The organism is Marinobacter sp. G11 (genome assembly GCF_021282325.1).
Taxonomy (GTDB): Bacteria; Pseudomonadota; Gammaproteobacteria; order Pseudomonadales; family Oleiphilaceae; genus Marinobacter; species Marinobacter vinifirmus.
In genome coordinates, this window is the sequence record NZ_JAJSPB010000028.1 from 1 (window position 1) to 25,522 (window position 25,522).

27 protein-coding genes and 1 tRNA gene are annotated in these 25,522 nt (G+C 58.5%); 17 read left to right on the forward strand and 11 right to left on the reverse strand.

Annotated elements, in window-relative coordinates:
• Positions 1-126: 126 nt before the first annotated feature.
• The 3 genes from LWH94_RS15190 to LWH94_RS15200 all read left to right on the forward strand — a co-directional run bounded on the left by LWH94_RS15190 (position 127) and on the right by LWH94_RS15200 (position 2,587).
• Positions 127-375, forward strand: a complete 249-nt coding sequence (locus LWH94_RS15190; RefSeq protein ID WP_232902740.1) for a hypothetical protein — start codon at positions 127-129, stop codon at positions 373-375.
• Between the two features lie 87 nt (positions 376-462).
• Complete coding sequence (locus LWH94_RS15195; RefSeq protein ID WP_232902741.1) at positions 463-1,017, forward strand: hypothetical protein; 555 nt, start codon at positions 463-465, stop codon at positions 1,015-1,017.
• A 277-nt stretch (positions 1,018-1,294) separates the two neighbouring features.
• A complete protein-coding gene (locus LWH94_RS15200; RefSeq protein ID WP_269802619.1) occupies positions 1,295-2,587 on the forward strand; it encodes an nSTAND1 domain-containing NTPase in 1,293 nt (430 codons plus the stop codon).
• Positions 2,588-3,440: 853 nt separating this feature from the next.
• On the opposite strand, the gene LWH94_RS15205 is transcribed toward LWH94_RS15200, so the two are convergent.
• A tRNA-Arg gene (locus tag LWH94_RS15205) sits at positions 3,441-3,517 on the reverse strand.
• A gap of 90 nt (positions 3,518-3,607) precedes the next feature.
• On the reverse strand, positions 3,608-4,153 hold the full coding sequence (locus LWH94_RS15210; protein ID WP_199456876.1) for a YaeQ family protein: 546 nt from the start codon (positions 4,151-4,153) through the stop codon (positions 3,608-3,610).
• Between the two features lie 70 nt (positions 4,154-4,223).
• Here LWH94_RS15210 and LWH94_RS15215 point away from each other — a divergent pair, with 70 nt between their 5' ends.
• The 6 genes from LWH94_RS15215 (at position 4,224) to LWH94_RS15240 (ending at position 8,864) form a co-directional block, all read left to right on the forward strand.
• A complete protein-coding gene (locus LWH94_RS15215) occupies positions 4,224-4,589 on the forward strand; it encodes a CidA/LrgA family protein (protein ID WP_232902742.1) in 366 nt (121 codons plus the stop codon).
• Positions 4,582-5,295, forward strand: a complete 714-nt coding sequence (locus LWH94_RS15220; protein WP_232902743.1) for an LrgB family protein — start codon at positions 4,582-4,584, stop codon at positions 5,293-5,295. The genes LWH94_RS15215 and LWH94_RS15220 overlap by 8 nt, the downstream gene beginning before the upstream one ends.
• 16 nt (positions 5,296-5,311) lie before the next feature.
• Positions 5,312-6,604, forward strand: coding sequence for a Xaa-Pro dipeptidase (pepQ, locus tag LWH94_RS15225; protein WP_232902744.1), 1,293 nt, complete (start codon positions 5,312-5,314; stop codon positions 6,602-6,604).
• Between the two features lie 96 nt (positions 6,605-6,700).
• Positions 6,701-6,907, forward strand: coding sequence for a bacterioferritin-associated ferredoxin (locus LWH94_RS15230; protein WP_058339978.1), 207 nt, complete (start codon positions 6,701-6,703; stop codon positions 6,905-6,907).
• 115 nt (positions 6,908-7,022) lie between these two features.
• Entirely contained in the window at positions 7,023-7,499 is a 477-nt protein-coding gene (bfr, locus tag LWH94_RS15235) for a bacterioferritin (protein ID WP_029654367.1), read from the forward strand.
• A gap of 9 nt (positions 7,500-7,508) precedes the next feature.
• Complete coding sequence (locus tag LWH94_RS15240) at positions 7,509-8,864, forward strand: phosphomannomutase (protein WP_232902745.1); 1,356 nt, start codon at positions 7,509-7,511, stop codon at positions 8,862-8,864.
• Between the two features lie 181 nt (positions 8,865-9,045).
• Here LWH94_RS15240 and LWH94_RS15245 read toward each other — a convergent pair whose 3' ends face one another.
• Together LWH94_RS15245 and LWH94_RS15250 are read right to left on the reverse strand one after the other, a co-directional pair.
• Positions 9,046-10,149 (reverse strand): phospholipase A, encoded by a 1,104-nt coding sequence (locus LWH94_RS15245; protein WP_232902746.1) that lies wholly within the window; start codon positions 10,147-10,149, stop codon positions 9,046-9,048.
• Between the two features lie 9 nt (positions 10,150-10,158).
• Complete coding sequence (locus LWH94_RS15250) at positions 10,159-10,500, reverse strand: hypothetical protein (RefSeq protein WP_022989529.1); 342 nt, start codon at positions 10,498-10,500, stop codon at positions 10,159-10,161.
• Positions 10,501-10,706: 206 nt separating this feature from the next.
• Here LWH94_RS15250 and LWH94_RS15255 point away from each other — a divergent pair, with 206 nt between their 5' ends.
• Positions 10,707-11,129, forward strand: coding sequence for a c-type cytochrome (locus LWH94_RS15255; protein WP_232902747.1), 423 nt, complete (start codon positions 10,707-10,709; stop codon positions 11,127-11,129).
• Between the two features lie 47 nt (positions 11,130-11,176).
• On the opposite strand, the gene rep is transcribed toward LWH94_RS15255, so the two are convergent.
• Positions 11,177-13,195, reverse strand: coding sequence for a DNA helicase Rep (rep, locus tag LWH94_RS15260; RefSeq protein ID WP_232902748.1), 2,019 nt, complete (start codon positions 13,193-13,195; stop codon positions 11,177-11,179).
• Positions 13,196-13,334: 139 nt separating this feature from the next.
• On the opposite strand from rep, the gene LWH94_RS15265 reads away from it, so the two are divergent.
• The 5 genes from LWH94_RS15265 (at position 13,335) to LWH94_RS15285 (ending at position 18,778) form a co-directional block, all read left to right on the forward strand.
• Entirely contained in the window at positions 13,335-15,671 is a 2,337-nt protein-coding gene (locus tag LWH94_RS15265; protein WP_232902749.1) for a Tex family protein, read from the forward strand.
• A 64-nt stretch (positions 15,672-15,735) separates the two neighbouring features.
• The gene (gshA, locus tag LWH94_RS15270; RefSeq protein WP_232902750.1) at positions 15,736-17,295 is read left to right on the forward strand and encodes a glutamate--cysteine ligase; all 1,560 of its coding nucleotides are present in this window, start codon (positions 15,736-15,738) and stop codon (positions 17,293-17,295) included.
• Positions 17,296-17,387: 92 nt separating this feature from the next.
• Entirely contained in the window at positions 17,388-17,606 is a 219-nt protein-coding gene (rmf, locus tag LWH94_RS15275) for a ribosome modulation factor (RefSeq protein ID WP_022989524.1), read from the forward strand.
• Between the two features lie 113 nt (positions 17,607-17,719).
• Positions 17,720-18,226: a disulfide bond formation protein B gene (locus LWH94_RS15280; protein ID WP_199456867.1), complete on the forward strand. Its 507-nt coding sequence runs from the start codon at positions 17,720-17,722 to the stop codon at positions 18,224-18,226.
• 72 nt (positions 18,227-18,298) lie between these two features.
• Positions 18,299-18,778: an Rsd/AlgQ family anti-sigma factor gene (locus tag LWH94_RS15285; RefSeq protein WP_058339969.1), complete on the forward strand. Its 480-nt coding sequence runs from the start codon at positions 18,299-18,301 to the stop codon at positions 18,776-18,778.
• A gap of 81 nt (positions 18,779-18,859) precedes the next feature.
• On the opposite strand, the gene LWH94_RS15290 is transcribed toward LWH94_RS15285, so the two are convergent.
• From LWH94_RS15290 to LWH94_RS15300, 3 genes are all read right to left on the reverse strand, one after another.
• Entirely contained in the window at positions 18,860-19,573 is a 714-nt protein-coding gene (locus LWH94_RS15290; protein WP_232902751.1) for an FKBP-type peptidyl-prolyl cis-trans isomerase, read from the reverse strand.
• Positions 19,574-19,695: 122 nt separating this feature from the next.
• Positions 19,696-20,076 (reverse strand): DUF4124 domain-containing protein, encoded by a 381-nt coding sequence (locus LWH94_RS15295; RefSeq protein ID WP_232902752.1) that lies wholly within the window; start codon positions 20,074-20,076, stop codon positions 19,696-19,698.
• Complete coding sequence (locus tag LWH94_RS15300) at positions 20,067-20,609, reverse strand: TIGR02444 family protein (RefSeq protein WP_232902753.1); 543 nt, start codon at positions 20,607-20,609, stop codon at positions 20,067-20,069. The genes LWH94_RS15295 and LWH94_RS15300 overlap by 10 nt, the downstream gene beginning before the upstream one ends.
• A 43-nt stretch (positions 20,610-20,652) precedes the next feature.
• On the opposite strand from LWH94_RS15300, the gene LWH94_RS15305 reads away from it, so the two are divergent.
• Positions 20,653-22,599 carry an ATP-binding cassette domain-containing protein gene (locus LWH94_RS15305; protein WP_232902754.1) on the forward strand — a complete coding sequence of 649 codons (1,947 nt, stop codon included), beginning with the start codon at positions 20,653-20,655 and terminating at the stop codon, positions 22,597-22,599.
• A 9-nt stretch (positions 22,600-22,608) separates the two neighbouring features.
• Here the strand turns inward: LWH94_RS15305 and ppx are convergent, their stop codons facing one another.
• The gene (gene ppx / locus LWH94_RS15310) at positions 22,609-24,090 is read right to left on the reverse strand and encodes an exopolyphosphatase (protein ID WP_206768879.1); all 1,482 of its coding nucleotides are present in this window, start codon (positions 24,088-24,090) and stop codon (positions 22,609-22,611) included.
• A 321-nt stretch (positions 24,091-24,411) separates the two neighbouring features.
• On the opposite strand from ppx, the gene trxA reads away from it, so the two are divergent.
• Positions 24,412-24,738, forward strand: coding sequence for a thioredoxin TrxA (gene trxA / locus LWH94_RS15315; RefSeq protein ID WP_014420340.1), 327 nt, complete (start codon positions 24,412-24,414; stop codon positions 24,736-24,738).
• A 67-nt stretch (positions 24,739-24,805) separates the two neighbouring features.
• Here the strand turns inward: trxA and LWH94_RS15320 are convergent, their stop codons facing one another.
• Together LWH94_RS15320 and moaD are read right to left on the reverse strand one after the other, a co-directional pair.
• Positions 24,806-25,258, reverse strand: a complete 453-nt coding sequence (locus LWH94_RS15320; RefSeq protein WP_232902755.1) for a molybdenum cofactor biosynthesis protein MoaE — start codon at positions 25,256-25,258, stop codon at positions 24,806-24,808.
• 1 nt (position 25,259) lies between these two features.
• A complete protein-coding gene (gene moaD / locus LWH94_RS15325; protein ID WP_199456881.1) occupies positions 25,260-25,520 on the reverse strand; it encodes a molybdopterin converting factor subunit 1 in 261 nt (86 codons plus the stop codon).
• Positions 25,521-25,522 lie beyond the last annotated feature (2 nt).

Below are 25,522 nucleotides of genomic sequence, written 5' to 3' on the forward strand. Positions count from 1 at the left end.
GGCACAAAACACGGAATCGGTTGACCCATCGTGACCGCTCAGAGTACAAAACTGACTCCAGCGTGATGGCCGTGTGCAAACCGGTCACGATCCCCGGAATGACCGGTCACGTTCGCCGGAATACGCATGGATTTTGATCACATTGTGGGTAGATTGGCTGTTTTGGAATATACCCTTACACAATCTTTTGCTCTTGTGTTGACGCACTGCTCAGATCCCAAAGCAGCTCTCGACGATTGTGCAAAGCATTTCGCCAAAAGCATGGAAAAAACTACTTTAAATGACTCGCAGCGAGCTGTAGCGAGGGAGAGCGCAGAGCGTATCTTTACCTCTTTGCGGGCTTCCATCCCGGGCAATGAAGGTCAAAGTCACTAACAGTAAATTTTCAAGCAAGTTGTTAAAACAAGGTCAGTCACGGCGACGCCTTTTCGTTGCGGATTCGCCTCCACTACGAAGCCGCGCATGCTGGCTGGCGTTAACCAGATAAAAGGAGATTGGGTGCTCGTGCTCAAAGGAAAAACGCTCACTGTTTTCGGGTTTTTCTTGGCCGGTGCCATCGTAGCCCTAACCGGTTGCGCGGACGATACTGAGGCGGAATTAAAGCAGAAACTGGCGGATCACATAATTATTGAGTGCAAGTCCACCGAAGAATTCAAAAATCCCGTGACTGGATATTCGCATTTTGTATTCAAATATAATGAAAATAATCAATATATTACCGCCGGTCATCTCGTCGATTCTCAAGGTCAAAGTGCTGCTAGGGTCGGGTATATTTATGATATTCAAAAAGTTCAAAAAAACAGCACCGAAATCTCATTTGGCCTGAAAAATAGCCGTGAGGAATATTTGGACTTTAGATTAGATAGACAGAACATGGTGCTCACTGTAATGACACCGAACTTCGGCATGAGCTACTTGAAATATAATTGCAATCAGTTAGGTGAGAGAGAGTTTCAAAGCTTCCTCGAAGAAAAGCAAACCGAGCTCGACGAACTCTTCGAGCAAAGAAAAATTTAGATTTGGTTTTTGGATTGGTTAACAATTACAGGCACGGCGACTCCCATTACATTGCGCCTTTGGCTTCACTCCATGGGAGTGCATGGTGCAGGCGTTAATTGTCCTACCTGAATGTCCGCTTTGCGACCTCCCGTATCCAAGGCGATTCCTGAAAAATTGAATATTTCGGCAATTTGAGAGCTTTGAACTACCGCCGGTCGATTCGAATAACTTCGTGGCTTGCTGGTTTGGGGTGCTAAGCTGGTCGATAAAACAAAACTGTCTTTCTGGAGAGAAAATGTTAGACCCGGAGAAAGGTTTCACATCGGATGTAATTACAGACCCAAATAGGTTTGTTGGTAGAACGGATTTGATCCGGGCATGCATGCAGGCGCTCAACTCACCCACTAGCTTGATTGCGATTTACGGGAAGAGAGGTGTTGGGAAGTCTTCATTGCTTCGGCAGGTTCAGCAAATGGCGCTGGGTGACTACACCCTTGCTGAAAATGCTGGTTTAGGGCACGAGATACCTCAGAGGCCCAGAACATACCTGACGGTATTTTACACCTGTGATTCAATGATTGATTCTGGAGAGGCTCTCCTATCCAGACTAATCAATGACCAAGATGATGAAGATGGGCTTCTTAGACTTGTCCCGGACGAAGGAAAAGAGGTCATCGAGTTCACTCGGGCAAAGGAAGCTTCCGCAGGTGCCGACTTGAAGGTTGTAAACTGGGGAGCAAAAGGGATTGAGTCCACCAAGTATGCCAAAGTTGTCCCCGACGACACTGTTCAAACCTTTCGGAATTTTCTCTCTTCGATTGTCCAACACCAGGTTAAAAAAAGGATGAAGAGAGATGGTTTATTGATATTGCTAGATGAATTTGATGTTTTGGCCAATAAAAAAGGCTTAGGTTCGCTCATCAAGTCATTAAGTTCAAAGGACGTTAAATTCGCCATCTGTGGTATCGGTCAAGATCTGACAGACCTAATAGAGGATCACGCATCTGTAGAACGCCTATTAGAGCAGGGAGCAATTCACGTTAGACCGATGCCAGAACCGGAAGCATTGGCTGTGCTAGATAAGGCTGAAGAGCTTTACCAAGGAGAGCTAAAGTTTGACCCCGATGTAAAGCGCGACATTGTTGATGTGTCCCAAGGCTATCCATATTTTGTTCAGATGATTGGAAAATCATGCGTGACTAAAGCTTCGCAAAGTAAAACAAATCGGGTCGATACTGAGATCTATCAGGCTGTGCTGGGAGATATTAAGAATGGGGTTGCATTTCCTACACTTGAAAGCGCGTACCAGCGAGCCATCGGGACCTCAGAAAACCGTCAAATGCTACTTCACTTAATGGCGGAACAGACGGAGCAAAAAACTCTCTTCCACGAGGATGTAGGCCGAATCTTCCTAAAGCACGCAAGGCAAGATGCTGAGGATTTTAACGTCGATTATCTCGATCAAAACCTACCGAGATTACTGGATAGCAAATATGGCCCAGTTCTTCGAAGAATACCAGAGGGCCAAGGGATATATGAATTTAATAATCCGGTCTTCCGGCTCTATGTCAGGCTGCGTGCTTTTTGATTGATGAGGGCAATCCGCAGCGTTTAATACTTACGCCGTTAGGTTGAGGGTTCGCTTTGCGACCATAGCTTGCGTTTGTACCTCCGCCAATCAATCTGCGAGCATCCCGGTTTCAGTCGCAATGTTGGCTAAAGTTTTCCGCCCCCGGTATATCGCCAGTGCTCCGTCGCCAATCGCTGAACCCCTCACTCCTTAGTTATGCCGGTTAAGTTCGACTCGTTCTCGTTAGTCCGGAGGCCACCGCGAGTTCCCGATGATGTCAGCACTATCTAGCAAGCAGGCGGGCACTCTTCAGTGCCAACGGCCGGCTAAACTATGAGCTCAAGAACACTTTTTCGTTTAATCGTCCCTGTATCGATACGTATCACTGTAACGATACAGTTTGATACGTGGTGGTCCCGTGATATGTAACGATACAGTGATACGTATCGTTACAGGCGGCGAGCTTGTGGCTCAGTTCAGTGGTCTGTCGGTCAAGGGGCTGGTAGGGCTGCGTGGCCAATTCAGGGGCTATAGACTCTCAGGACTTGATTAGGTGTGCCGCCGTCCATATTCAGGCCAGATGAGCCTTTCTTTTTGCCAGTCCTACATGTTGGTTTTTTCGTGTCTATAGTGGCGTCTAGTCTAAAAGGAGCTAGCAGTAGAGGCGTATCTCGGGCCGGGTTGGTTGGGCAGTCTGCAATACTGGCTTGGGACGAATGCTCTTTGGAGATTCGTTGTCTCTTGATGTGTTTTGAGTGGCGGGCGTCCGGATAGAAGTTTCGCTTTGTATCGTGTGGTTACAAAAGTGGTTATTTTTCGAGGAGAGAGAATGAAAAAGGGCTTGCAGTTGCCTGCAAGCCCTTGATAAATATGGCGCGCCCGATAGGATTCGAACCTATGACCTTTGCCTCCGGAGGGCAGCGCTCTATCCAGCTGAGCTACGGGCGCATTCGAAACCGCGAATTACTCGTCAATTTCGAGTGCGCAATCTTACGTGCGCGGGGGGCGTCTGTCCAGCCCCAGAGCTCAACTCATCCCTCAGATTTTCGGCATTTTCTGTTCGGGAGTAATGCTCACCAGATTGCTGTCGTTGCTGAAGGTCACTTCTCCGTCCTGTACTGATACCTGAAAGGTCATGGAGCGCTCTGCCAGGGCGGCCAGTTGGCTGGTCTGTTCGGCGGCCAGGTCGACAATGGTCAGGTTGCCAAATCGCTCCAGCTTGTTATGGTGCTTGTCCCACCACACAGGCACGCCGCGCCCGCCGTAGGTGTACAGGATCACCCTTTGTGAGCGGTTGCAGGCTTTGCGAATGCGGTCTTCTTCCGGGAGCCCCAGATCAATCCAGAGCTCGATTTCATCGCTCAGGGATTTCTGCCACAGCTCCGGTTCGTCGTCGGTGCTCAGGCCTTTGGTAAACTCCAGGGTGTCGCTGGCGTTCAGCGCGAAGGCCAACAGGCGTATCATCATGCGTTCATCGGTCTCTGACGGGTGGCGTGCCACGGTCAGGTGGTGGTCGGCATAATAGTGCCTGTCCATATTGGCAATATGGAGCGTGGCTTTGAAGATGGTGGCTTTCAGTGCCATTGAGCGTCCTGTGGTTTTGGTGGGCAGGGCATTAGTGTAAAGCAATTTCAGCGAGGCGGTGCATAGCGGCATGGTGTTGTTGCGGGGTTTTCTGGTTCTGGTGGTGTTCTTCCTGCTGGGTGAGGCGCTGCGGGTGCTGGCGGGTTTGCCGGTCAGTGGCGGGGTGCTGGGGATGGTGATGGCCACCTTTACCCTGATGCTGCGTGGCCGGGTCAGTGACGAGCTGGCAGAAGCCAGTCGTGGCCTGATTTCGGTGCTGGTACTGCTGATTACGCCGGGGGTGGTGGGTGTATTTTTTATTGTCGACCAGTTCTACGGCCACTGGACAACGGTCATTGTCGCCCTGATTGCCGGTACGCTGCTGAGTGTACTGACCACCTTATGGCTGATGAAGAAGGTGTCGGAGAGCAGTGCGGGGGAGAAAAGCCATGAATAATGCCTTTGCCGAACTGCTCTCGGTCTGGACGGCGGGCCCGATGCTTTCCATCGCGCTTACGCTGGCGGCGTTCCTGGTGGCGAATTGGTTGTTTGCCCGCTTCCGTCGGCCGCTGTGGATGCCGCCGGTGCTGATTGCTGCGCTGTTGCTGGCCGCCGTGGTGGCCCTCAGTGGCATCGGCTTTGAAGAGTACGAGCAGGGCGCCCGCTGGCTCACGGTGTTGCTGGGCCCGGCCACCGTGGCGCTTGGGGTGCCCCTGTATCAGCAAATGCACCACATTCGTGCGCTCTGGAAGCCCATCCTGGTGACCTTGCCCCTGGCGGCCACGCTGGCGGCGGTCTATGCCCTGGGGATCGCCTGGTTGATGGGGGCATCGCCCCTGGTGTTGTCTTCCCTGGCACCAAAGTCGGTGACGGCACCCATAGCCATGGGTATTGCCGAGCAGCTGGGTGGCTCTGTGTCGCTTACCCTGGGCGGCTTGCTGATTACCGGCGTGCTGGCCTCGGTGTTTGTAGACTGGTGCGCCCGCTGGCTCAACATCAGGGACGACCGGATTATCGGTTTCGCACTGGGCCTGAATGGCCATGCCATTGGCACCGCCCGGGCGTTTGAAATCAGCCCAACAGCCGGTGCTTTTTCGTCTCTGGGTATGGGGCTGACCGGGGTGTTTACGGCTTTGTTCCTGCCGTTTACCTTTCCGTTCTAGGAGTTCTGCTTCATCTATGCCAAACCAAGACATCCTCGACCTGCAGCCCACCCACATCCAGGAGCTGCAGAACCGGTACGACCAGGCGCTGACTGAACACGGATACGACAGCCTGCTGATTGCCTCCGGCGCTGCCCCCTACCGGTACCGGGATGATCAAACCTACGTGTTTCAGGGCTTCGGGCCGTTTCTGCACTGGACCGGCCTGGCCGGTCAGGAGCACAGCTGGCTGCTGATTCGCCCCGGCCACAAACCGGTGCTCTGGCTTTACCAGCCGGTGGATTTCTGGCATGCCAACCCGGCGCTGCCTGAAGAACCCTGGCAAGAGGTTGTTGAAGTGCGCAGCCGGCAGCAGCCCGGCGCTCCGGAGCTGGACAACCCGGGCCGGCTGGCGGTGATCGGCGATCCGCTGGTGCTGGACGGCGTGCCGGGAGAGCATAACCCGGCGGCACTGGTGGCGGCTGTGGAAGAAACCCGGGTGCGCAAAACATCCTACGAAATCGAATGCCTGGCCCATGCCAACCGGATTGCCCTGGCTGGCCATAATGCCGCCCGGGATGCCTTCCTGGCTGGCGACAGCGAATTCGGGATCAACCTCGCCTACCAGCAGGCCACCAGCCAACGTGAAGCCGAAGCGCCCTACCACAGCATCATCGGCCTGAACGAACACGCGGGCACCCTGCATTACCAGTATTACGACGTTCAGCCGCCGCGCCGGCCCCGCAGCCTTCTGATCGACGCCGGTGTGCGTTATCGGGGCTACTGCTCCGACATTACCCGCACTACGGCCGGCCCCGGGGAGCCGAGGTTTGCGGCACTGGTGCACGGCCTGGAAAAACTGCAGCTGCGGCTTTGCGAGATGGTGGCTCCCGGCGTGGATTACGTGGATATTCACCGCAAGGCCCATCAGGGCATCGCGGCCTTGCTGTCTGCGTCCGGGCTTGTTTCCGGGTTGAGTGACGAGGCGATCGTAGAGCAGGGCATCAGCCGGGCCTTCTTCCCCCACGGCATCGGCCATTTTCTGGGCATCCAGGTGCACGATGTCGCCGGCAAGCCGACGCCGCCCCCGGAAGATGCGCCGTTCCTGCGCCTGACCCGCACCCTGGAAGAGGGCATGGTGGTCACCATCGAACCCGGCCTCTATTTTATTCCGTCACTGCTGGAGCCTGTGCTGAACGGGCCGCAGGCAAAGTACCTGAACCGGGGCCTGCTTGATGAGCTGCAAGGCTGTGGGGGTATTCGTATTGAGGACAACGTAGCGGTAACAGCCTCCGGTGCCCGCAACCTGACCCGGGAAACAGAACGGTAACCTTTCTCAACAAATTCCGCGGTTAAAAGGGTTGCATTCCTGTTTGTTAATAACAATAATTATCACTAACTTTAGTGCTGTTAGTGAGAGCGCCCTATGTACGTTTGCCTGTGTTACGGGGTAACAGACAGAGAAATCCGCGAAGCCGCCGAAAATGGTGTCAGCTCCATGCGCCAGCTGGGTAAGGAGCTGGGTGTCGGCCGCCAGTGTGGTCGCTGCGCCTGCACCGCGCGGGAGATCCTTAAGGAAGCCCGGTCACCGGATTATCTGGCGCTTGCCAACATGCTGGCCCAGCCCGCCTGACGGGCTGACCTGTCCCGATACTGCAATTGCACCTCTTTCACATCCGTGATTTTTTATTGCCGGTAAACCGACTATCCTTGTGAATTAAAGCAACTGCGACATAAGGAATTTGGTTATGAAAGGCGATAAGAAAGTCATCCAGTATCTGAACAAGGTTCTTGCCAACGAGCTGACCGCCATCAACCAGTATTTTTTGCATTCCAGAATGTACAAGGACTGGGGCATTACCAAGCTGGCAGCCAAGGAATACGAAGAATCCATTGACGAAATGAAGCACGCCGATCAGCTGATCGAGCGCATTCTGTTCCTGGAGGGACTGCCCAACCTGCAGGATCTGAACAAATTGCTGATTGGCGAGAACGTTCAGGAAATGATCGAGTGCGACCTCAAACTTGAGCACACCGCACACACAGACCTGAAAGAAGCTATCATCTACTGCGAACAGGTTCAGGACTTTACCAGCCGCGAACTCTTCCGGAGCATCCTCGACAGCGAAGAAGAGCATATCGACTGGCTCGAAACCCAGCTGGAGATGATTTCCCAGATGGGTATCCAGAACTACATCCAGCTGCAGTCCTCGGCAGCGGAGTAATCACCGACAATGGATCTGTCCTGCTTCAAAGCCTATGACCTCCGGGGCCGGGTTCCGGACCAGCTGAACCCGCCCCTGGCAGAAAAAATCGGCCGGGCCTATGTGGAAATCACCGGTGCAAAAAAAGTCATCGTCGGCTATGACATCCGCCTGTCCAGCCCGGAAATCTCCGAGGCGCTCAGCTCCGGCCTGATGGCGGCCGGTGCCGACGTTTACGACATCGGCCTGTGTGGCACCGAACAGGTGTACTTTGCCACCAGCCACTACGGCATGGACGGCGGCATCATGGTCACCGCCAGCCACAACCCGAAAGACCACAACGGCATGAAAATGGTCGGCCCCCAGTCCCGGCCCATCAGCTCCGATAACGGCCTGAACGACATCCGGGACCGCGTGCGCGAACCCTTCTTTGGTGCGCCGGAGCAGGGCAGGTACGAAACCCTGGAAGTGATGGCCGCCTACACAGACCACCTGTTGGGCTACATCGACGCCAGCTCCCTCAAGCCCATGACCATCGTCTGCAACGCCGGCAACGGCGGCGCTGGTCTGGTGATTGATGAACTGGAACAACACCTGCCGTTCGAATTTATCAAAGTGCACCACCAGCCGGACGGACACTTCCCCAACGGCGTACCCAACCCCATCCTGCCGGAAAACCGCACCGCCACGGCAGATGCCGTCATCGAACACGGCGCCGCCATGGGTATCGCCTGGGACGGCGACTACGACCGCTGCTTCTTCTTCGACGAAACCGGCCGCTTCATCGAAGGCTACTACATCGTCGGCCTGCTGGCGGACCAGTTCCTCAGAAAAACCGGCGGCGGAAAAGTCATCCACGACCCCCGCCTCACCTGGAACACCCAGGACCTGGTAGAAGCCGCCGGCGGCGAAGCCATCGAAAGCAAAACCGGCCACGCCTTCATCAAACAAAGAATGCGCGACGAAGACGCCGTATACGGTGGCGAAATGAGCGCCCACCACTACTTCCGCGACTTCGCCTACTGCGACAGCGGCATGATCCCCTGGCTACTCATCGCCGAACGCCTGTGCCAGAGCGGCCAAACCCTGTCGTCCCTCATCGACGCTAGAATAAAAGCCTACCCGGCCAGCGGCGAAATCAACCGCACCATATCCGACCCCGCCAAAGTCCTCGCCGCGATGGAAGCCCTCTACAGCCCCGGCGCCAAAAACGTCAGCTACGTAGACGGCCTGAGCGTAGAGTTCGACAACTGGCGCTTCAACCTGCGCATGTCCAACACCGAACCGGTGGTTCGCCTGAACGTGGAAGCACGGGCGGACAAGGCCCTGATGGAAAAGAAAACGGAAGAACTGCTGGCGGAAATGGAGAAATTAAACAGAGGCTGACTTTGGCGGAATCCCCAGCCAATGTCGGGTGACCGGCTGGGGGTGATCCCTTCTGAAACTGTGCGGAGCCATGGATGGCGGAGCTCAAGCGCCACATGGATGTGCCGCAAGGAGCGTGTTTCAGAAGGGATCACCCCCAGACGGGCAGGGCTCCGGTGTTAAAGGAGATTGAGTGCCCGGCTCAAAGCCAGTCATTCAACATAATGCCGATACCAAACCGCTCAATCCGCTCATTGTAGTCAATCAAACTCTCCCCATACCCGTTGTAATACTGGAAAAACCCCTTCAACGTCTCCCCGATAGGAAAGCTGTACCCAAACTCCACCGACGTCCGGTTATCCGACCGCAAATTATTCAGCAACTTCAGCGAAAACGTCCGATCCTCCGTCAGCTTGTACACCGCGTTATAACTGGCGTGCCCCAGATACCGTTCGATATCCGCATTATCATTCTCGCTGGAACTCTCCGGCAGCCGGTACCACGGCTCCACCTGGAACAACCATCGGTCATAGCTATACGCGGCGGACGCCTTGATCCGGTTCCAGCTCCGGGACCGGGGGTCCGCCTGGCCGTTGGACTGGTGGTTGAAGCCAATGGTGACCCCGTTCAGGGTGCCCGGTCCGATATCCCAGTCCAGCTGGTGCCGGAAAAACAGCTCGGGCTCGTAGTTGGTCTCCCGGAAGGGGGCTGATTCGTCCTGGTTGTACACCTGCCAGAACGACTTCTGGGTATAGCCGAACCAGAACGTGGTCCGCTTATCAAAGAAGCCGGTCAGCAACGGTACCTTGAAACTGATCTGGTATTTGGCTTCCTCATTCTCCAGGAAGTAGTCGTAGCCAGTGGTGCCCAGCCGCGGGCTGACCGGGTTTGGGTTGGGGTGGTCTACCCAGGTCAGCGGAAGGATGTAGTTGGGCTTGTGGGTTACCAGGCTGCCGGCAAAGGAAAACACCGCCTGCTCGGCCGCCAGGTAATTATTCACCAGTGATTTCATGACCCCTTCGTCCGGGTCATCCTCCAGGGCGTTGCCGACAATCTCCGCGCGGGTCTCCTTGTCGGCAGCCAGTTGTTCCGCCTGTGCTTCAGAGGTTTCCAGTGCCTCTTCGCTGGCGTTATCCCGGGCTGTCTGGGGATCATTCCGGGCGTCGTAGCAGGCCAGCCGCTGCACGCCGTCCCGGATCAGGGCGCAGTTTACGGAGCTGTCGCCGGTATCCTGTGCGAAACTCGCCGGGCTTGCCGTCAGCGCCAATACAATCAAGGCAAGGGGAAAACGGGCGGTCAGGTGCATGGTGTGTCCTTACTGGCTGGCGGTCAGGCTGAGCCAGGTGTTGGCAATGCCATACACCCAGACGCCCAGCAGGGTTAAGGTCAGAAGTGCAAAAATAATCCGGTGCCGGGTGCGGCGGTCATCGCTGACTGAGGCTACCCAGCGCAGGTACATCAGGCCGATAAAGCTGAGAAAAACACCCAGACTGGCCACCGCAGGAACCAGCAGCCAGGCCGGATGCACCGGGTTGCCGGCGCTGGACAGGTTGCTGAACCAGCCCATGGACACCAACAGGACAGCCAGGCTGGAGAACTCCAGGATCAGCAGGGATTTGCGTCGTTTATCCGGGCGTGGGGCGGGCGTCTGTGGCATGGTCGGGCTCAAGGTACCTGGTGGAGGAATGTCGGATGACTATGGTAACCGGAAACGGTAACAGTTCAGATACACCCTACGAAACTGTCACTAAAATGGTTGAAATCAATTTCTGATTCTGCCATTTGGTTTTTTTGCCGGGGCACAGTCGCTATAATGCGGCGACCGAAAGATTATAACGCTCAAATGCGAGGTGCATTGTGAAGATGAAGAGAGTCCTGGCTGTAGTTCTGCTTGGTTTTGGCCTGGCCGCCGGCGCCGCAGTAGCAAGTGTTGAAGACGAAATCCGCGACCGCATCAAGCCGGTTGGCGAAGTGTGCCTGCAGGGTGAAGAGTGTGGCGAAGCCGCAGCTGCGCCTGCCCAGGAAGCCAGCGCCGGTGCTGCTGCCCGTTCCGGCAGCGACGTGTACAACGCAGCCTGTACTGCGTGCCACGCCACCGGTGCAGCTGGTGCTCCGATTGTCGGCAATGCCGACCAGTGGGCGCCTCGCATCGAGCAGGGCATGGAAACCCTGATCAGCCACGCCATCAACGGCTTCAACGCCATGCCGCCGAAAGGTGCCTGTGCCAGCTGTTCTGATGAAGAAATTGTTGCCGCCGTTGAACACATGGTGGAATCAAGCCAGTAATCCCTGGCTTGTGACGCAAAACCCCGCTCGTGCGGGGTTTTGTCGTTTTACAGGCCCAGGTCGCCAATCAGGGCGCTGAGAGTGGCCTTGCCCTTTTTCTGGTTGACCTGCTGGTCAGACTCCCCCAGCCCTTCCCATCGCACATCGTCTTCCGGCAGTTCGTCCAGGAACCGGCTGGGAATGGTCTCCAGCTTTTCTCCGTATTGCTTGCGTGAGGCAGCATAGGTCAGCGCCAGGGTTTCCCGGGCCCGGGTGATGCCTACATACATCAGGCGCCGTTCTTCCTCCACATTGCCTTCTTCGATGCTGCTCCGGTGCGGCAGGATCTCTTCTTCCAGGCCCATAATGAACACATGGGGAAATTCCAGGCCCTTGGAAGCATGCAGGGTCAGCAACTGAACCTTGTCGCTGTCATCTTCCTCTTCACGCTGCTCCATCATGTCCCGCAGTACCAGCTTGGCGATGGCATCCTCGATGCCGATCTCGTCGGCCGTGCCCTTGCCGTCGTCCAGCATGCGCTGGATCGACTCCACCAGGTACCAGATGTTCTCCATCCGCCGTTCGGCCTGCTTCGGACTGCCGGAATGCTGGTGCAGCCACTCTTCGTATTCGATGTCGGTGAACAGCTGCTTGATCACCGGAATCGGGTCTTCCGAGAACAGGCGCTCGCAGGTTTTGTCGACCCAGTGGGCGAAGCGTCGCAGCCGGTCCAGGCCTTTCTCGGTGACATGGGTTGCTGCGCCCATATCACCCAGCGCCTTGAACAGGCTGACGTTGCGGGAGCGGGCATAGTGGCTGAGTTGCTCCAGGGTGCGCGGGCCGATTTCCCGGCGCGGCACGTTCACCACCCGCAGGAAGGCGGCATCGTCGTCCGGGTTAATCATCAGCCGCAGGTACGACATCGCATCCTTGATCTCGTTCTTGGAGAAGAACGACTGGCCGCCGGAGATGCGGTAGGGAATCTGGTAGGCCTGCAGCTTCATCTCCAGCAGTCGGGCCTGGTGATTGCCCCGGTAAAGAACGGCGAAATCCTTGAAATCCAGGCCGTTCTTCAGCTTCTGGTCGAGAATTTCGGTGGCCACCCGCTCGGTTTCGGCGTCTTCGTTGCGGCAACGAATGATGCGGATTTCGTCACCCACGGTGTGGTCACTCCACAGGGCTTTCTCGAACACGTGGGGGTTGTTGGCAATCACCGTGTTGGCGCAGCGCAGGATCCGGCTGGTGGAACGGTAGTTCTGTTCCAGCTTGACGATTTTCAGGCTCGGGAAGTCTTCCTTCAGCTGGGCCAGGTTTTCCGGCCGGGCGCCGCGCCAGGCGTATATGGACTGGTCATCATCGCCCACCACGGTAAACGCGGCCCGCTCGGCCACCAGCTGTTTCACCAGTTCGTACTGGCACACGTTGGTGTCCTGGTACTCATCCACCAGCATGTAGCGGATTTTCCGGCGCCACTTGGCCAGCACCTCCGGGTTGTCCTGGAACAGCTGCACCGGCAGCAGGATCAGGTCGTCAAAATCTACCGCGTTGTAGGCTTTCAGGTATTCGTTGTAGTGCCTGTAAACGATGGCAATGCGCTGCTCACGCTCGTCTGCCGCCTTGCTGTAGGCCTCGGAGGGGCTGCGCATGGCATTCTTCCAGGACGAGATGGTCATCTGCACATCGTTCAGCTCATCACCGGCCTCGGCGCTGGCTTCGCGCAGCATCAGGTCTTGCAGCAGGGCCTTGGCATCTTCGGCATCGAAGATGGAAAAGCCGGGGTGATAACCCAGGTGGGCATGTTCCTCCCGGATCATGTTCAGGCCCAGGTTGTGGAAAGTGGAGACAATCAGCCCCCGGGTCTTGCCCCGGTCAACAATGCGCCCGACCCGCTCTTTCATCTCCCGGGCGGCCTTGTTGGTAAAGGTGACGGCGGCAATGTGCCGGCCCGGGATGCCCAGTTCTTCAATCAGGTAGGCAATCTTGCGGGTGATCACGCTGGTCTTGCCACTGCCGGCGCCCGCCAGCACCAGCAGGGGGCCGTCGGCGTAGCGAACCGCTTCGCGCTGTCTGGGGTTGAGCTTGTTCACGATAAAGACGCCAGAGAATAAACCGGGGTGAGTGTTGCGTCCGGCTATTCTACACCACCACGCAGCATCCAGCTTGCCTGCAACACCAAGCCGCTGTACCTTTGCCCATTAATTTTGTAAGCAAGATAACAGAGGTCGCATGAACAGTATCTCCCGGCGCATTGCTGATGAACTCGGCGTACGTGAGCAGCAGGTAAACGCCACCGTCGCCCTGCTGGATGAAGGTGCCACCGTTCCGTTTATTGCCCGTTACCGGAAAGAAATCACCGGCTCCCTGGACGACAGCCAGCTGCGTACCCTGGAAGAGCGGCTGCGTTACCTGCGGGAGCTGGAAGACCGCCGGGGCACTATCCTCAACAGCATCGAGGAGCAGGGCAAGCTGACCGACGAGCTGCGCACGGCCATCGAGGCGGCAGACACCAAGAACCGCCTGGAAGACCTGTACCTGCCCTACAAGCCAAAGCGCCGCACCAAGGCCCAGATTGCCAAGGAGGCGGGGCTGGAACCGCTGGCGGACGCCCTGTTTGATGACCCCACACTGGACCCGGAAGCCACCGCTGCCGGCTACCTGAATGCCGAAGCCGGCATTGACGACACCAAGGCTGCGCTTGATGGCGCCCGCTACATCCTGATGGAGCGCTTTGCCGAAGATGCCGAGCTGCTGGGCGCGCTGCGGGATTTCGTGTGGCAGGAAGGCCAGCTGAAAGTCAGCGTGGTGGACGGCAAGGAAAACGAAGGCGCGAAATTCCGCGATTACTTCGACCACATCGAGCCGCTGAAGAAGGTTCCTTCGCACCGGGCCCTGGCCATTCTGCGTGGCCGCAATGAAGGCATCCTGGCCTACAGCCTTGTGATGGGTGATGCCGAAGACGACCGCCGCCAGCCCCATCCGGCGGAGCAGCGCATCGCCGCCCACTGGCGCATTCGCGACAACGGCCGTGCCGCCGACAAATGGCTGGGCGAGGTGGTGCGCTGGACCTGGCGGGTGAAGCTCTCTACCCAGATTGAAACCGACCTGATGTCCCAGGTACGCGAAGCCGCTGAAGCTGAAGCCATCAACGTGTTTGCCGCCAACCTGAAAGATCTGCTGTTACTGGCCCCCGCCGGCCCGCGCGCGACCCTGGGCCTGGACCCCGGCCTGCGTACCGGTGTGAAAGTGGCGGTGATTGACGGCACCGGCCAGGTGGTCGACCACGGCGCGATTTACCCCCATGCGCCCAAAAATCAGTGGGAGCCCTCCATCGCGCAGCTGGCGGCCTGGTGTCAGAAGTACAAGATTGAGCTGGTAGCCATTGGTAACGGCACCGCGTCCCGGGAAACCGAGAAGCTGGTGGGCGACCTCTGCAAGCGTTACCCGGAACTGAAGCTGGCCCGCATTGTGGTGAATGAATCCGGGGCGTCGATTTACTCTGCTTCCGAATTTGCCTCCAGGGAACTGCCGGACCTGGACGTCACCATCCGGGGTGCAGTGTCCATTGCCCGCCGTTTGCAGGACCCGCTGGCAGAGCTGGTGAAAATTGAGCCCAAGTCCATCGGCGTGGGTCAGTACCAGCATGATGTGTCCCAGGTTCAATTATCCCGCAGCCTGGATGCGGTGGTGGAAGACTGTGTAAACGGGGTGGGGGTAGACCTGAACACCGCGTCTGTACCGTTGCTCACCCGGGTGTCCGGCCTGAACCTGAGCATTGCCCAGAACATCGTCGATTTCCGCAACCAGAACGGCAAGTTCGTCAGCCGCAAGCAGCTGATGAAAGTCTCCCGGCTGGGTGAGCGCACCTTCGAACAGGCTGCCGGCTTCCTGCGCATTGCCGGTGGCGATAACCCGCTGGACCGCTCGTCTGTGCACCCGGAAGCCTATGGCGTGGTGGAAGCCATTGCCCAGCGCAACGGCAAGAAAGTGGACGACATTATTGGCGACTCTGCGTTCCTGCGCAGCCTCAACCCGCAGGATTACGTGACCGAGCAGTTCGGCCTGCCCACAGTGAAAGATATCATCTCCGAGCTGGAAAAGCCGGGCCGGGACCCGCGTCCGGAATTCCGTTTCGCCCACTTCGAGGAAGGGGTGGAAACCCTGAACGACCTGAAGCCGGGCATGGTGCTGGAAGGCTCCGTCACCAACGTGACCAACTTCGGCGCGTTCGTGGACATCGGCGTGCACCAGGACGGTCTGGTACATATCTCTGCCTTGTCCCATACTTTCGTCAAAGATCCGCGCGAAGTGGTGAAGGCGGGTGATATCGTTAAGGTTAAAGTGATGGAAGTGGACATTCCCCGTAAACGGATTGCCCTGTCCATGCGTATGGATGACCAGCCCGGTGCCGAGGCGTCGTCCAAGCCGGCCCGTGGCGCCGATCGCAGTGGTGGCCGCGGTAACGACCGCAAGCCCCGTGGCGGCCAGGGTTCCCAGCCCGCGCAGGGTGCCATGGCTGGCGCGCTGGCACAGGCACTGGCCTCTGCCCGTAAAGGCGGCCGTTAAACCACTTCCTTGAATCAATGGCGGCCATCCCATAAAAGGGTAGCCGCTTCAACAGGAGCCAATCATGGCAGATTCCCGCCACTCCCTGCTTCAGCAGTTTGCCGCCAGTGACTGGAGCGGTTTTCTGAAAGGTGTCGAGAAAGAAGGTCTGAGGGTGGATGCCAACGGCTTCATCGCCCAGACGCCCCATCCGGAGGCTCTGGGCTCTGCCCTGACCCACGGGCGGATTACCACCGACTATTCCGAAGCCCTGCTGGAGCTGATTACCCCGGTGTTCAACAGCACCGGTGCCATGCTGGAATCCCTGCGGGACACCCACCGTTATGTGCAGCAGAACCTGGGTGACGAAGTGTTCTGGGCCGCCAGCATGCCCTGCGAAATCGATGGCGACCAGAGCATTCCCATCGCCGAGTATGGCCGTTCCAACATCGGCCAGCTCAAGCATGTTTATCGTCAGGGACTGGCGGTGCGCTATGGCCGGGTGATGCAGAGCATTGCCGGTGCCCACTACAACCTGTCGCTGCCCGACAGCTTCTGGCAGAAGTGGCAGGAAGTCACGGGCAACAGCGATTCCCTGCAGGATTTCAAATCCGACCAGTACTTCTGGCTGATCCGCAACTTCCGCCGCCGCAGCTGGCTGCTGATGTTGCTGTTCGGGGCGTCTCCGGCGCTGGATTCCAGCTTCGTTGCCAACATGAAGTACGATCTCAGCCGCTTCGACGACCGCACCTGGCACGGCCAGTATGCGACCTCCCTGCGCATGGGCGATCTGGGCTACCACAACAATGCCCAGGCCTCCCTGAATATCTGTTTCAACGAACTGGCCACCTACACCCGCACCCTGGACCGCGCCATCCACACCAACTGGCCGGCCTATGAGGCCATCGGCACCCAGCGCGATGGCGAGTTCATCCAGATCAACACCAGCGTGCTGCAGATTGAGAACGAGTATTACAGCGCGGTGCGCCCGAAACGCACCACCGAACGGGGCGAAAAGCCGATACAGGCGCTGGATGCCCGGGGCGTGGAGTACATCGAAGTGCGTTGCCTGGACCTCGATCCTTTCTCGCCGGTCGGCGTGAACCAGGCGCAGGTTGATTTCCTGGACCTGTTCCTGCTCGATTGCCTGCTGACCGACTCGCCGCGTATTGGCGACGAAGAATGCGAGCGGCTGGATGACAACTACAAGGATGTCGTGGCTTCCGGCCGCTGGCAGGAACTGGCCCTGTGCCGGGCAAACGGCGAACGGGTGCCTGTCGGCAACGCCGCGCGGGAACTGCTGGACCGGCTGCAGCCGCTGGCGGAACAACTCGACGGCTGGGAGCAGGGTGAGACCTACCGCAACGCCCTGGCTGCACAGCGCGACAAGCTGCAGGGCTCAGACTGGGCGGTACCTTCTGCCCGGGTGCTCGATGCTATGAGTGCGTCCGGCCTTGGCCACCGGGACTGGACCCTGGAAATGTCCCGCCAGCATCAGCAAACCCTCCGTAATGAGACTCTGGCGCCGGATGTGCTGTCGGCCTACCAGGCCATGACCCGGGAATCGCTGGCGGAGCAGCAGGCGATGGAAGCGGCCGATACCCAGCCGTTCTCCGAATTCCTGGAAGACTATCTGAAAGCCTGAAAGCGACCTGACTCACAGAAAGTGCTTTTGCCGCTTGCCGCCTCCCTTACCTGTTGTTACGTTTATTAACATCAGGTAAGGGAGGCTGTACCGTGGCAAGAGACATCAAACTCGGATGGGACGTGGAAGCCTTGAACAAGGCGTATCGGCAGGGTTACATGGCCGGTTCCATGGGTATGGACAAAACCCGCTGCCCCTATCGCGGTGACGTTGTGATTGCGGCCTGGGAGGCCGGCTGGGACGACGCCGGTGAAGCCGTGCAGGCCGGTGGCCAGCAGGGCGACGACGATCTGTTTGCCCGCATCGCCTGATCCCCGATTTTTCTTCCCCTTTTGCTTTAACCGCTTATGCTCTGCCCGCGTCATGGGGTAGGATTGCTCACTGAGTTTTCGTGCAGTCCCTAACTGTGATGCGGGGTAGTGTTTTGACGAGCAGATGGATTTTCGGTCTTGTATTTCTGGTGTGCGCCGGGCTGCTTGCGGTGGCCTTCTACATGGAGCACGTGATGGGGCTTGAACCCTGTCCCTTGTGCTGGTTGCAGCGCTTCGGCTTTATGGGTGCCGGGCTGGTCAGCTTGCTGGCATTCCTGCATGGTCCCAAAGGTTTCGGTAACCGGGTTTACGGCTTCCTGATGGTGCTCAGTGCCGGTGCCGGGCTTGGCGTAGCCGGACGGCAGTTATGGCTGCAAAGCCTGCCGGAAGACCAGGTGCCAGCCTGCGGCCCCTCAGTGGATTACATGCTCGAAGTCCTGCCCTGGTTTGAAGTGCTGCAGACCGCCCTCAAAGGCACCGGAGACTGTGCAGCCGTGGTCTGGCGTTTTCTGGGTCTGAGTATTCCGGGCTGGACCGCGGTGTTCTTCAGCCTGGTCATTCTGGTTGGCTTGTTTGTCATGTTCCGGAGCTACCAACCCAAAAACTGGGTGAATAGCTGAAACAGTTGCGGCAGGCTGCAGCCATGGGGTAACTTGGTTGCCTGACGTAAAGACTGAGGGGAGACAGGCGTCATGTTGGAGAATTGCCGGAATGCCAGGGAGCGTTGGGGTGGCGTCAGCGAGCTGATCGACCGTTGGCTGAAAGAGCGCCAGGAACTGCTGGTTCATTACTGTGAGCTGTCAGCGCTGACGGATTACTCGCAAACCGACATGCTCCGGGAAAAGTTTATTCGCCTGTGCGAAGTGCTGGTGGACTATGTATCGACCGGCCATTTTGAAATCTACGAACAGCTGATCCGCGAAGCCCGGGAATTCAACGACGGTGGCGAAGAACTGGCGGCCAAGGTGTATCCCCGCATCCAGGAAACCACGGAAGTGGCGCTGAACTTCAATGACAACGTGGATGGCCGCATCCTGACCGAACAGGATGTGAGCTTCCTGTTTGAAGAAGTCTCGAAGCTTGGCGAAGTACTTGAGAGCCGGTTCGAGCTGGAAGATTTCCTGATCGAACACCTGCACAACGCCCACGCCGGCAAAATGGCATCCGCCTGATCCGGGCAGGGTCAACAACCGAATCATAAAAAAAACCGGCCTGGGCAATCAGGCCGGTTTTTTGCTGTTCAGGGCCTTTGTTTATTCTTCGCCCGGATTCACTGCCAGCAGTTCCACATCAAACACCAGCACTTCGTTGGGGCCGATCGCCTGGTTGCCGCCCGGGCCGTAGGCCAGGTCTGACGGGATGTACAGCTTGTAACGGGCGCCTTCGCTCATCAGCTGCAGGCCTTCGGTCCAGCCCGGAATAACCTGGTTCAGGCCGAAGGTGACAGGCTGGCCGCGCTCACGGGAGCTGTCGAAAACCTCACCATTGATCAGCTCTCCGGTGTAATGCACCTGCACCTGGTCTTCGGCGGTCGGCTGAGTGCCATTGCCTTCTTCAATGACTTCGTACTGCAGGCCGGACTCGGTGGTCTCTACGCCGTCACGCTCGCTGTTTTCAGCCAGGAACGCCTCACCGGCTGCCTGGTTCTTCTGGGCCAGTTCCTCGACCTGCTGCTCCTGCTGGGCCTGCATATCCTGCTGATACGCCATCAGAGCTTCCTGGATTTCCTCGCGGCTCAGGCGCTTGGCATCTTCATCGCCGGCGTGGCCGTGCTGGATACCCTGAAGAAATTGCTCCATCTGCAGGTCTGGCAGGTCGTTGCCCATGCGCTCGCCCAGTACCAGGCCCATGCCGTAGCTGACCTTTTCCGGAGTGGACTCCAGGGCAGGGTCCTTGGCCGGTTCCTGGGAATTGGAGCAACCGGCAACCAGGCCGGTCATGGCAACAGCTAACAGGGTTTTCTTCATATTTCCGTCCTTTACACGTGTATCAGGGCGCCGGGCCCTATTGGATTTGTTAAGAAAGACAAGGTAACGGGTTCGTCGCCAGTATGCCACTGAACATGTGGTAAGGGAGTTGTCCGGGGAGGTCAGGAACCGTTGCTGTCGGTGGAGCCATTGAGGCTGAACGGTGCGCGGTAGGGTGCCTGCCAGTCGTTGGCGGAATCGGCGCCTGTGGCCTGGGGTGTCTGGCTCGGCCGGTCGATGGCCAGGGCGTTCCAGGAGCCCTGCTCCGGAGGCTGGTCGGCGTAGTGCCAGTTGCCTTCGGTATCCTGCCACTTGAATACAATGTCGGGGCCCTCTACCGGAATGGGTGAGGGCAGCAGGCCCTCGAAGCGGGGCACCTCTTCAGGTTTTTTCTCTGCCGTGGGTTTGGATACCGTCTCCGGGTCGCCCAGGCCGAAAAACATCAGCAGCAACAGCAGGCCCAGTGCCGGAAAGGCCAGGCGAATCAGCCATTTCATGAACATGGCTGACTGTCTCCCCGGGCAGTATCGGCCAGCTGTGCAGCCAGCGTATGTAATTGATTCATCTGATCGGGCTCCGGTGTCCGGGCCGGTGCTGCCGCATCCAGGTTTTGCAGGATGGCAGCGGTGGTGTCTTGCATGGTGCCGGTCTCCGGATTCAAGGTCATGATGGATTGCCAGGCCAGGGCCAGTTCCGTTTGTTCCGCCTGTAATTCGGCGCTGGCCAGGGCTTCCCGCAGTTGCCGGCAGTCTTCATGGTGCCGGGGAATGGATTTTCGCGCCGACCGGATGCTACCGGTTACACGGTCGCGCCACTCTGTTACCTTAGCGTCCTCGATACCAGTGAACACGCGCCCGTTCACGCCCAGCCACGCGGCGCATAAAATTCGGGTAACACTCCAGCCCTGCTTCTGAAGCTCCAGGCAGCCCTGTGCCAGCCCGGGGTTTCGCCAACAGGCCAGTGCATAACGCCAGAGTGGGTTATCCGGTTCCATTGTTACCGGCAGATTCAGCGGTTCAGGCTGGCAAGCGGTCATGGCAGGGCGCGTTCCGGCAGAATTCCATGGATAAAGTAAATCTATGTTAACGATAACCGATCTCAGTTTACAACGAGGCGGCGTCTGGTTGCTAGAAAACGTCAACCTGACAGTTCAACCCGGCCAGCGGGTGGCCATTGTGGGCGCCAACGGCGCCGGTAAGTCCAGTTTATTCAAGCTGTTACTGGGGCAGCTGGCGGCGGAGCAGGGTGGTGTATCCTTGCCCGGCGGTTGCCGGATTGCCCATATGGCGCAGGAAGTCGAAGCCTCGGCACGCTCGGCCCGGGATTTTATCCTGGATGGTGATTTCGAACTGCGCCGGCTGGAACGGGAACTGGCCGAGGCCGAAGCCCGGGGCGATGACCACGCCATCGCCCACGCTCACGGCGAGCTGGACCTGCACGAAGCCTGGTCTGCTCCACGGAGGGCAGAAGCCCTGTTGCGGGGCCTGGGCTTTGCCGACAGCGATGCGGAGCGGCCGGTATCGGCGTTTTCCGGGGGCTGGCGCATCCGGCTGAACCTGGCCCAGGCGCTGATGCGCCCGTCAGACCTGTTGCTGCTGGATGAGCCCACCAACCACCTGGACCTGGACGCCTGCCTGTGGCTGGAGAACTGGCTGCGTCGCTACTCCGGCACCCTGCTGTTTATCTCCCACGACCGGGATTTCATGGATCGGGTGGCCACCCACCTGGTGCATTTCGACCAGAAAAAACTGGTGCTCTACACCGGCAACTATTCCGCCTTTGAGGTTCAGCGCAGCGAGCGGCTGGCCCAGCAGCAGGCGGGCTTCGAGCGCCAGCAGGCCCGGATTGCCGAAATCCAGCGCTTTATTGACCGGTTCAAGGCCAAGGCCACCAAGGCCAAGCAGGCCCAGAGCCGGGTCAAGGCACTGGAGCGCATGGAGCGGATTGCCCCGGCCCATGTAGATTCGCCGTTCAGCTTCGAATTCCCCATGGCCGACAAGGTATCGAACCCCTTGTTGTCGATTCGACACGGCGTAGCGGGCCATGGCGATACCGCGATCCTGCGGAACATTAACGTCACCCTGTTGCCGGGGTCCCGGATCGGCCTGCTGGGCCCGAACGGCGCCGGCAAGTCCACCTTTATGGATGCCCTGCGTGGCACTGGTACGCTGCTTGCCGGTGAGCGAACGTGTGGCGAGCACCTGGCCATCGGTTACTTCGCCCAGCATCAGCTGGAATCGCTGGACCTGGACGCCAGCCCGTTCCTGCACCTGCAGCGCCTGGCCCCAAGGGCCTCCGAGCAGCAGGTAAGAAACTTCCTGGGCGGCTTTGATTTCCACGGTGACGAGGCCCTGAGCCCGATCCGTTCTTTCTCCGGTGGCGAGAAGGCACGGGTGGCGCTGGCGATCATTGCCTGGCAGAAACCCAACCTGTTGCTGCTGGATGAGCCCACTAACCACCTGGACCTGGAAATGCGCCAGGCCCTGACCATGGCCCTGCAGAACTTCGACGGAGCCATTGTGGTGGTGTCCCACGACCGGCATCTGCTGCGCAACACTGTGGACCAGTTCTGGCTGGTGTCAGACGGTGCGGTGCAGGAATACGACGGCGACCTGGAAGACTACGAGCGTTGGCTGGCGGAACGCCGCAAGGACGACGATGAGCCTCCGAAACGTGAGGTGGTCGAACAGGCGGCAGAAAACAAGGTTGCCACCGGCGCCACCGCCCTGACCGCCGATGAGCGCAAGGTCCGCAAGCGCCAGGAAGCTGAGCTGCGCCAGAAACTGAGCCCCTGGCGCAAGAAGCAGGGAAACCTGGAAGCCCGGATGGAGCAGCTTCAGCAGGAGCTGGCTGGGGTCGAACAGCAGTTGTCCGATCCGGCCATCTACGACGACAGCGCCAAGGTGAAGCTGAAGGAGCTGCTGGCACAGCAGACCGGCCTGAAGCGGGAACTGGACGATGTGGAAGCCGAGTGGCTGGAGGTCAGTGAAACCGTGGAAAACCTGGAGGCAGAACTGGCCGGCTGAGTGCCGGCCTCAGCGGCCGCTGATCTCCAGCACGAAATCCTGCCGGGCCAGGTAATCCCGCTCGTTTTTCAGGTCTGCCAGGGTCAGCGGCCGGTTGTCCAGCCAGCCCTGGGGCAGTTCCACCACCAGCTTGTTCTCGTGGCCGTGCAGGGAAAATTCCGGCGGTTGTTCCAGGTTGCGGGGATGCTGGATCAGCACCGCAAGCCGGACCAGCACACACAGGTAACGCAGCCGGGGCTTGTCTTCCGGCTCGATGCCTTCAAATACCGCCGCTGAAAATTTACGCCGGTGGCCGCGCACCAGGGTGGCCAGGTCTTTCTGGAACTGCTGGGTAAAGCCAGGCAGGTCAGAGTAACGCAGCAGGTAGGCGCCGTGTTTGTGGTACTGGCTGTGGGAAATGGTCAGGCCGATTTCGTGCAGCCGGCAGGCCCAGCGCAGCACATCTTCGTCGGCATCGGTGCGCAGGCCCCACTGGTCGGCGACCTGCTCCCAGGCGGCCATGGCGGTCTGCTCAACGGCGGCACCGTGGGCCTGGTCGACATGGTAGCGTTCCTGCAGTGCGGAAATGGTCCGCTCCCGCACATCTTCATGCTGGATACGCCCGACGATGTCGTACAGCAGGCCTTCACGCAGGGCGCCGTCTGCGAAGGTCATGGCGTCGATGTCCAGTGACCGGAAGGCGGCCAGCAGAATGGCAAAGCCGGCCGGGAAAATGCTCTGGCGATCCTGCCGGACACCCAGCTCGGCCAGTTTTTCCACCTTGCCCATATCCACCAGCCGCTTGCGCAGCTCTTCCATGGCGGTGCGGGTAATGGTGCCATCGGTAATCTTCAGGGCGGCCAGCACATTGGCGATGGCCTTGATCGACCCGGAAGAGCCCACGGAACTTTGCCAGCCCACCTGCCGGTAGTGCTGGCGGATATTCTGCAGTTCCTGCTCGGCGTGGATGATGGCCTTGTCCATTTGCCGGCGGCTGATCTTGCCGTCCGGGAAATAGCGGTTGCGGAACGATACGCAGCCCATGTGCAGGCTTTCCAGTTCCTGGGGCTCGAAGCGCTGGCCGATAATAAACTCGGTGCTGCCGCCGCCGATATCAATCACCAGCCGTTTACCGGAATCGTCCGCCAGGGTGTGGGATACCCCCAGATAGATCAGGCGGGCTTCTTCCCGGCCGGCAATTACTTCCACCGGATAACCCAGGACGTCCTCCGCCCGGGCAATAAACTCGTGGGCGTTGCGTGCCACCCGCAAGGCGTTGGTGCCGACAATCTGCACCCCCGCCGCAGGCATGCCCTGAAGCCGCTGGGCAAACCGGCTCAGGCACTCCAGCGCCCGTTGCTGGGCGGCCTCGGTCAGGCGGTTGTACTGGTCCAGGCCAGCGCCGAGCTGAACCTTCTCGCCCATTTTTTCCACCGTGCGGATCTCGCCGTGCACCAGGCGGGCCACGACCATGTGAAAACTGTTGGAGCCCATGTCAATGGCTGCCAGCATGTCCGGTGCGGGTGTTGCGTTCTCGGCGTTGGGGGTGGCCGTCACGTTGGTAGGAATCCTGTGTGGTGTGAACTTGGTCGTACTATAAGTGAAGAAACAGGGGTGTGTCAGTAACGGACTGCGGTCATTACTGACACGAATCAACCCTGCGCGGGATACTTCCCGCTTCACATTCAGGCGGCCAATCGCGTAAAGTATCTGTCTAACGAAATCCGGGCAGGCGGGATTTTCCCTTTCGGAAAAGTCCGTTTGCTACAGTCAACAGCGACTCCGCCGGGGCCGGTCAGAACGGCCCGGGAGCGCCTGAATCAGGAAAAGGTAATGAGCGGAAATATCGTTAATGTCACCGACGCTTCCTTTGAACAGGACGTACTGAAATCCGACGTTCCGGTACTGGTAGATTACTGGGCCGAGTGGTGTGGCCCGTGCAAGATGATCGCACCGGTTCTGGAAGAGATCGCCGACGAATACGAAGGCAAGCTCAAAGTCTGCAAGCTGAACATCGACGAAAATGAGCAGACTCCGCCCAAGTTCAACATTCGTGGCATTCCGACCCTCATGCTGTTCAAGAACGGCAATGTCGACGCCACCAAGGTAGGTGCCCTGTCCAAGTCACAGCTGGCCGCCTTCCTCGACAGCAACCTCTGATCTGCTGTTGAAAAAAAACCGCCCCTGAACAACGCTTCACGGGCGGTTTTTTTGTGCCTTGAGCCTGTCAGTCTGAAGACCAGGCCTGGGTCCGTTCACGATCAGACTCCTTCTGTTCCACCCAGTGCTCGCCGTCAGAGGTAATCTCTTTCTTCCAGAACGGGGCGGAAGTTTTCAGGGCGTCCATGATGAACGAGCAGGCGGCAAAGGCATCACCCCGGTGGGCGCTGCACACGCCAACAAATACGATCTGGTCGGAAAGCGCTAGTCGCCCGACCCGGTGAATCACCCGGGCCTCACGGACATCCCAGCGGCGGGAAGCCTCGTCAATCAGCCCCTGAATAACCGCCTCCGTCATCCCCGGATAATGTTCCAGGAACAGCCCCGTTACGCCGGACAGGTCTCCGGAATCCCGGACCAGTCCGGTGAAGGTGGCAATGGCACCGGTGCCTGAACCGCTTGCTCTCAGCGCGGCATATTCCGCGCCTGTATCAAAATCCCCGGTCTGCACAGAAATCATCTCAACCTCCGGTTACCGGCGGGAAAAACGCGACCTCATCACCCGCTTTGACCACTGTAGCGGGTTTTGCCATGGCCTGGTTGACCGCCACCATAACCGGCTGGTCGCCCTTAAGCTGGGCCCACCGGCCGCCACGGCTGGCCAGTTGGCTCAGAAGGTCGTTGACGGTTTGCCCGTCATTGGCGGGCAGGCTCAGGGAATCGGTATCCAGTTCCTCCCGCAGGCGGGCGAAGAAACGAACGGTCAGGGTAGGCTCGGTCATCA